The organism is Slackia isoflavoniconvertens (assembly GCF_003725955.1).
GTDB classification, from domain to species: domain Bacteria; phylum Actinomycetota; class Coriobacteriia; order Coriobacteriales; family Eggerthellaceae; genus Slackia; species Slackia isoflavoniconvertens.
On the sequence record NZ_QIBZ01000001.1, the window covers coordinates 232390 to 238938 of the forward strand.

General features: G+C 58.9%; 3 protein-coding genes and 1 pseudogene. All 4 read left to right on the forward strand.

Annotation, left to right across the window (positions count from 1 at the left end):
* Positions 1 to 118: 118 nt before the first annotated feature.
* Positions 119 to 1336, forward strand: coding sequence for a tRNA uracil 4-sulfurtransferase ThiI (gene thiI, locus DMP05_RS01065; protein WP_123218764.1), 1218 nt, complete (start codon positions 119 to 121; stop codon positions 1334 to 1336).
* A 170-nt stretch (positions 1337 to 1506) separates the two neighbouring features.
* Complete coding sequence (locus DMP05_RS01070; RefSeq protein ID WP_123218765.1) at positions 1507 to 5925, forward strand: acyl-CoA dehydratase activase; 4419 nt, start codon at positions 1507 to 1509, stop codon at positions 5923 to 5925.
* Positions 5918 to 6172 (forward strand): TetR/AcrR family transcriptional regulator, encoded by a 255-nt coding sequence (locus DMP05_RS01075; protein ID WP_161957433.1) that lies wholly within the window; start codon positions 5918 to 5920, stop codon positions 6170 to 6172. The genes DMP05_RS01070 and DMP05_RS01075 overlap by 8 nt, the downstream gene beginning before the upstream one ends.
* 135 nt (positions 6173 to 6307) lie before the next feature.
* A pseudogene (locus tag DMP05_RS09905) lies at positions 6308 to 6549 on the forward strand (IS21 family transposase); the annotation flags it as partial.

Below are 6549 nucleotides of genomic sequence, written 5' to 3' on the forward strand. Positions count from 1 at the left end.
GTTTATGCGCATAAGCGCACCTGCGCACCGGGCCCTCTTCCGTTGAAGAGGGCCTTTCGTTTGCCTGGGATGCCCTTGTGCATCCCAGCCCAACAAGAGACGAGAGAAAGCGACTCCGATGCATTTTCAGCGAATCACGCTCGTGCATTACCATGAGCTTGGCCTGAAGGGCCATAACCGTGCCACGTTCGAGAAGCGCCTTATGCGCAATTTGGAAGTGCTGCTCGAAGATGCGCCCGTGCATGAAATCACGCGCATTTCCGGCCGCGTGCTCGTGGTTTACGATGCGGCTGCGGGCGCCGACGCTCCCGCGAAGGCTGCGCAGCTTATCGCGCGCGTTCCCGGCGTTGCCCGCGTAAGCTGCGGCTTTGCGAGCGAGCGCAATATGGACGATATTTGCGAGGCGGCGCATCAGGCACTCGGCGAAGCGGGCGATTTCTGCACGTGGAAGGTCGTCGGTCGCAGGAATCACACCGATTTCCCCATCGATTCTATGCAGATCAACCAAATCGTGGGCGAGCATCTATGCGGGCTTTTCCCCGATAAAAAGGTGAAGATGAAGGGCGCCGACGTCGAAGTGCATGTCGAGGTCGTGCAGGGCATGGCATATGTGTACGCGCAAACCATGCGCGGCGTGGGCGGTTTGCCGGTCGGTACGGCTGGCAAAGTGGTGTGCCTGCTTTCTTCGGGCATCGATTCGCCCGTTGCCATGTGGCGCATGGCTCGCCGCGGTGCGACGTGCATCGCGGTGCATTTCTCTGGACGCCCCCAAACGGCTTCGACGTCTGAATATCTGTCCGATGATATTTGCCGCGTGCTTGAGGAATTCGGCGGCGTGGCGCGCATGTATGTGGTGCCCTTCGGCGATTACCAGCGCGAAATCGCCATGCGTGTGCCTCCCGCGTTGCGTATTGTCATCTATCGTCGCTTTATGATGCGCATCGCTGAGCGCATTGCGCGTCGTGAGGGCGCAAAGGCGCTGGTCACGGGCGAGAGCCTGGGTCAGGTTGCGTCGCAGACGCTCGATAACCTTGCCGCGACGAGCGATTCGGTGAAGATGCAGATCTTCCGTCCGCTTATCGGCTGCGACAAGCTCGAGATTATCGAAGACGCCAAAAAGCTCGGCACGTTCGAGATTTCGAGCCAAGATGCGCCCGACTGCTGCACGCTGTTTATGCCGCGCGCGCCCGAGACGCACGCGAAGCTGCGTGATGTATATGACGCGGAAGCCGATTTGATTTTCGACGAGTGGTCCGATGAAATCATGGACGCGCTCGAGGTGCACGATTACCGTTGCCCCCAATCGTATTTCGGCAAGAAGGCGAAGGAAAACTAGCTCGCCACATTCGGGACGATGCGTTTTGCCCGATGGGCGATAACGAAACGGCATCAAATATAAATACCCTGCAGAATTGGCCCTTGCGTCCATTTTAATTGAACACTGTGTTGTATTTTAATTAACGCATTGTTCAATTAACCATGAATGAATTGGATTGCAAGGGCCCTATGACTGAAATGACTGCGGCGCAAAGCCGGAATTTGCATGTTGGAATCGATATCGGATCGACTACGGTGAAGGCCGTCGTGCTCGATGCCGATACGAACGAAGAGCTTTTTGGCGTGTATCGTCGCCACGGCTCTCAGCAGATTCAAGCAACGTTGCGGGTGCTTGATGAAATCGTTGCGCGCTTTCCTCTCTCCCATATTCGCTGCGCTTTGTGCGGATCGGGCTCGGAGGACATCGCGCGCGGCATCGGCGCTCCTTTCATTCAAGAGGTTGTTGCGGGCGCTACGGCGGTTCGCGCGCTGTATCCGCAGGCGAATTGCACTATCGAGCTTGGCGGGCAAGACGCGAAGATGATTTTCTTCCGCCACGATGAATCTGGCGTGCAGGAACTCGGCGACATGCGCATGAATGGCAGCTGCGCAGGCGGCACGGGCGCGTTTATCGACGAGGTCGCCGAGGTTTTAAGTATTCCCGTCGAGCAATTCAACGAATACGCCGAGGCGGGCATGCGCACCTATGACATTTCGGGTCGATGCGGCGTGTATGCCAAAACCGATATTCAGCCGCTTCTAAACAATGGCGTCTCAAAGTGCGATTTGGCGCTTTCAACATTTCATGCCATTGCCAAACAAACACTTGGCGGTTTGGCTCAGGGGCTCGATGTGAGGGCGCCTATTGTGTTCATGGGCGGGCCGCTCACGTTCAATCCTCGTCTCATCGGCGTCTTTAAGGAGCGCTTGGGCCTTTCAGACGACCAGGCTCTCATTCCCGATCATCCTGAAACCATGGTCGCGCGAGGCGCGGCGCTCTCGCTTTCCGATTTGTTTGCCGCAGAAGACGCGAGCCTTTGCATCGAGCATGCTCGCGTCGCGCTTTCTGAGCTCGAAAGTTCATTTGAGGCGCAGCCTACCGATGCGCCGCTGTTCGCGAATGCGGAAGAGAAGGCCGATTTCGAGGCGCGCCATGGAAAGCTTGCGGAATGCGGCGGCGTTGCTCGTGCGCGTGAACTCTGCGACTCGAATCGCTCGCTGCGCGTGTGGCTTGGCATTGATTCGGGCAGTACTACGACCAAGCTCGCCCTTGTCGCAGACGACGGCGAGGTCATTGATAGTTTTTATGCGTCCAACGAAGGCGAGCCGCTCGCTATTGCCCGCGATGCCCTTATCGCTTTGCGCGATCGATACGCTTCGGCGGGCATTCAACTCGATATCGCGGGCGTGGGCGTGACTGGCTACGGAGAAGATTTGTTCGCGAGCGCATTATCGGCCGATTGCCATACGGTCGAGACGGTCGCCCATGCGCGTGCCGCGCGCGCGTTCGTTCCCGATGCGAGCTTCATTCTCGACATTGGCGGTCAGGATATGAAGGCCATGTGGGTCGAAGACGGCATCGTGCGCGACATCGTGGTGAATGAGGCCTGCTCGAGCGGCTGTGGGTCGTTTCTCGAGAACTTCGCGCAATCGCTCGGCATTCAAACGAGCGATATTGCGCAGGCAGCATTTCGAAGCGAGCATCCCGCGCATTTGGGCAGCCGCTGCACCGTGTTTATGAACAGCTCTATTGTGAGCGAGCAAAAAAATGGGCGTACCCCCGACGATATCATGGCGGGCTTGTGCCGATCGATTATTGAAAACGTGTTCACGAAGGTCATTCGCGTTTCAAACCTCGACTCGCTTGGCGATCGCATTGTGGTGCAGGGCGGCACGTTCGCCAACGACGCCGTGCTGCGGGCGCTTGAGGTGTATGTGGGGCGCAATGTGGTGCGTGCGCCGTACCCGGGCCTTATGGGCGCAATTGGCTGTGCGCTTATCGCACACGATCGCAGCACGGGGGAGAAAAGCTCGTTTATTGGGCTTGACGCCCTTGATGGTTTCGCGTTCACGACGCAGGCCAACGTTCCCTGTGACAAGTGCGCGAATCGGTGTGCGCGCACGGTGGTGTCGTTTTCTGACGGTCGCGCGTTTGTGACGGGGAATCGATGCGCGCGCGGGGAGATATCCACGCCAGCATTTGAATCGCATGCTGCAGGGGCGGTATGCAAGAGGGTCGCCACGCCCGTGAACCTGTTTGCGGTGCGCCAGCGCCTTCTGTTTAAAGAATGGCCCACGCGCCCGCTGTGCACGAAACGCCATATAACCGTGGGCCTGCCTCGCGTGTTGGCCCTGTGGGACACTGCGCCGTTTTGGACGACGCTTTTGCGCGCGCTGGGCTTCGATGTGGAGCTTTCGAGCTTGAGCACGCGGAAAATGTACGAAGACGGTTTGCCCTCGGTCACGTCTGACACGGTATGCTTCCCGGCGAAGGTCGTGCATGGACATGTGCGCCAGCTCGCTCGCATGAGGGTCGATCGCATCTTCATGCCCATCATCACGACGGTGCCAACCGAGAATCGTGCCGAAACGAGCGTCTCGATGTGCGCCGTGGTGAAGGGTTACCCCATGGTGGTCAAAAGCAGCGACGACCCGGCACGCACGTGGAACGTGCCGTTCGACACGCCGCTATTCCATTGGTTTTCAACGGCCGATCGCGATCGCCAATTGTGCGCGTATCTGCGCGAGACATTCGACATCGACGAAGATATGGCGCGCGAGGCAATTCGCATGGCAGATGATGCCCAGAAGAGCTTCAAGCGCGAGCTTGTCGAGCGGGGCGCCGCCACTCTCGATGCCGCTCGCGAGGCGGGCGCCTATGCGGTTGTGCTTGCGAGCCGACCCTACCACAACGATCCGCTCGTGAACCATCGCCTTCCTGAGCTGTTCTGCAAATTGGGCATTTCGGTTTTGCCGCCCGATGCGGTGCCGCATATCGAGGACGTCGATTTGTCGGCGAGTTTGATTGATGTGGTAAATAACTTCCATGCCCGTATGCTTGCGAGCGCCGTGCTCGCCGCCGAAAGCCCGAATTTGGAATACGTTCAGCTCGTAAGCTTCGGTTGCGGGCACGATGCCTACCTCAGTGACGAAATCGTGCGCCTGATGCGCGAGCGCTCGGGAGGCACGAAAACGCCGCTTATATTGAAAACCGACGAAAGCGATGCCTCGGGGCCGTTGCGCATTCGCGTGCGCTCGTTCGTCGAGACCGTTGATGCTCGCCGCGAGCGCGCGTCGGCCCCTGCGACGCCGCATGAACTGCCCGACCCATACCCGCGGAAGTTCACGCGTGCCGATCGACGCGAGAAGGTCATTCTGGTGCCGAACACCTCGCACGCGTTCTGTAGGCTCATGAGCTCGGTGTTTTGCAAACAGGGCGTGCGTGCCGTTCCTCTCGATTTGGGCCGCGAACGTGCTATCGAGCTTGGCAAGCGATACGTGCACAACGACATATGCTTCCCGGCCCAAATCGTAATCGGTGAAGCGCTCGCTGCGCTCGAAAGCGGTCAATACGACGATGCCGATGTCGCTATTGGCACGGGAAAATACATCGGCGATTGCCGCCTTACCCACTATGCGGCGCTGTTGCGCAAAGCGCTCGACGATGCGGGGTATGAGCATGTTCCCATTATCACGAACGACGATGCTGACGCGCATAATATCCATCCAGGCTTTCGCATGAATCTCGCGAGCGCGATTCGCATCGCCATGGGCCTGCCCATGATTGACGCGCTCGAGGCGCTCTTGCGCCGCATTCGCCCCTATGAGCTTGAGCCGGGCGCTGCTGATGCGGCATTTGAGGCGGGCATCGACGCGATTATGGAAGGCATCGAGCGTCATGGCGTTGCTGGCGCGAAGCGTGGGTTCAAACATGCGATTTCGCTTATGAACAACGTGGAGTACGACCGAAGCAACCCGCGCCCGACGGTGCTCATCGTGGGCGAATACCTGCTCAACTTCCATCCTGGCGCCAATCGCGACATTGAGGCGTATCTTGAACGGAACGGCTTCGAGATTATCGAGGCGCGCATGACCGACGTGATTCGCAAAACGTATTTCTACCAAGATGCCCAGTCTCGTGAATTCCATGTGACCAGGCCCGCTGCGAACGTTGCCTTCAATCGCGTGGCAAACGCGCTTTTCGAGCATGCGCATGATGTGTGCGACCGCATTGGCAAAGCGCACCCGCTCTATGAGCCGCCATGCCGCATGGGCGATCTCGTGCAAGCGAGCGACCCAATCATCCATCACACCTTCGACGCCGGGGAAGGCGTGCTCATCGCCGCCGAGATTTTGCATCAGGCGCAGCATGGCTGCAATTCTTTCGTCATCTTGCAGCCGTTTGGCTGCCTTCCCAACCACGTCGTGGGGCGCGGCATCGTCAAGCAGCTCAAGGAACGCTATCCTCATGCGAATATTTTGCCGCTCGATTACGACCCCGATGTGAGCTTCGCCAATATCGAGAACAGGCTGCAAATGCTTGTGATGAGCGCTCGCGCTGGTCAGGCGGCGCATGGCGACTGCTCGAAGGAGGCATGTCGTGGCTAGGCCGAAAAAAGACACCGAACTATGCGCGGAACGACGCATTCTCGATGCGTTTTGGCATGTGCTCGAATCTACGCCGCTGCGTTGCGTTTCCGTTCGAACCGTCGCTCAGACGGCCGAAGTGAACCGCGGCACGTTCTATTACCACTTCAAAAGCGTCGACGCCCTTGTCGACAGGGCGATAGAAAGCGAGCTGCTCGAACGGCATTCCATCGTGCTGTTGATGTTCACTAAGAAGTGGTCCGAGTGATCACTGGGAAATGAGCACCGTGAGCACGAAAAATTGAGCAGTTTAAGCAAGAGGGCCGCGCCCCGGGGACCGGGGGCGCGGCCCTCGCCGTATGGTTTCCCCGGGCGGTTACCTTGGCGATCCCGCCCGGGAAGGATGGAGGAGATGACCGTGCCCCTGGACACAGTGAATGATATACGGTCGATGGATGCCGCCGGGCGCTCGAGGTCCGAAATCGCCCGAGTGCTCCACGTGAGCCGGAACACCGTGGCGAAGTACGCCGACATGGAGGACATGTCGCCCGCCGCGCCGATGCCCCAGAGGAGGGGCAGGCCCGCGCTCGAGGGCAACGAGGAATGGGTCATCGGCGTTCTCGAGGCCGACCTCGGGGCACCGAG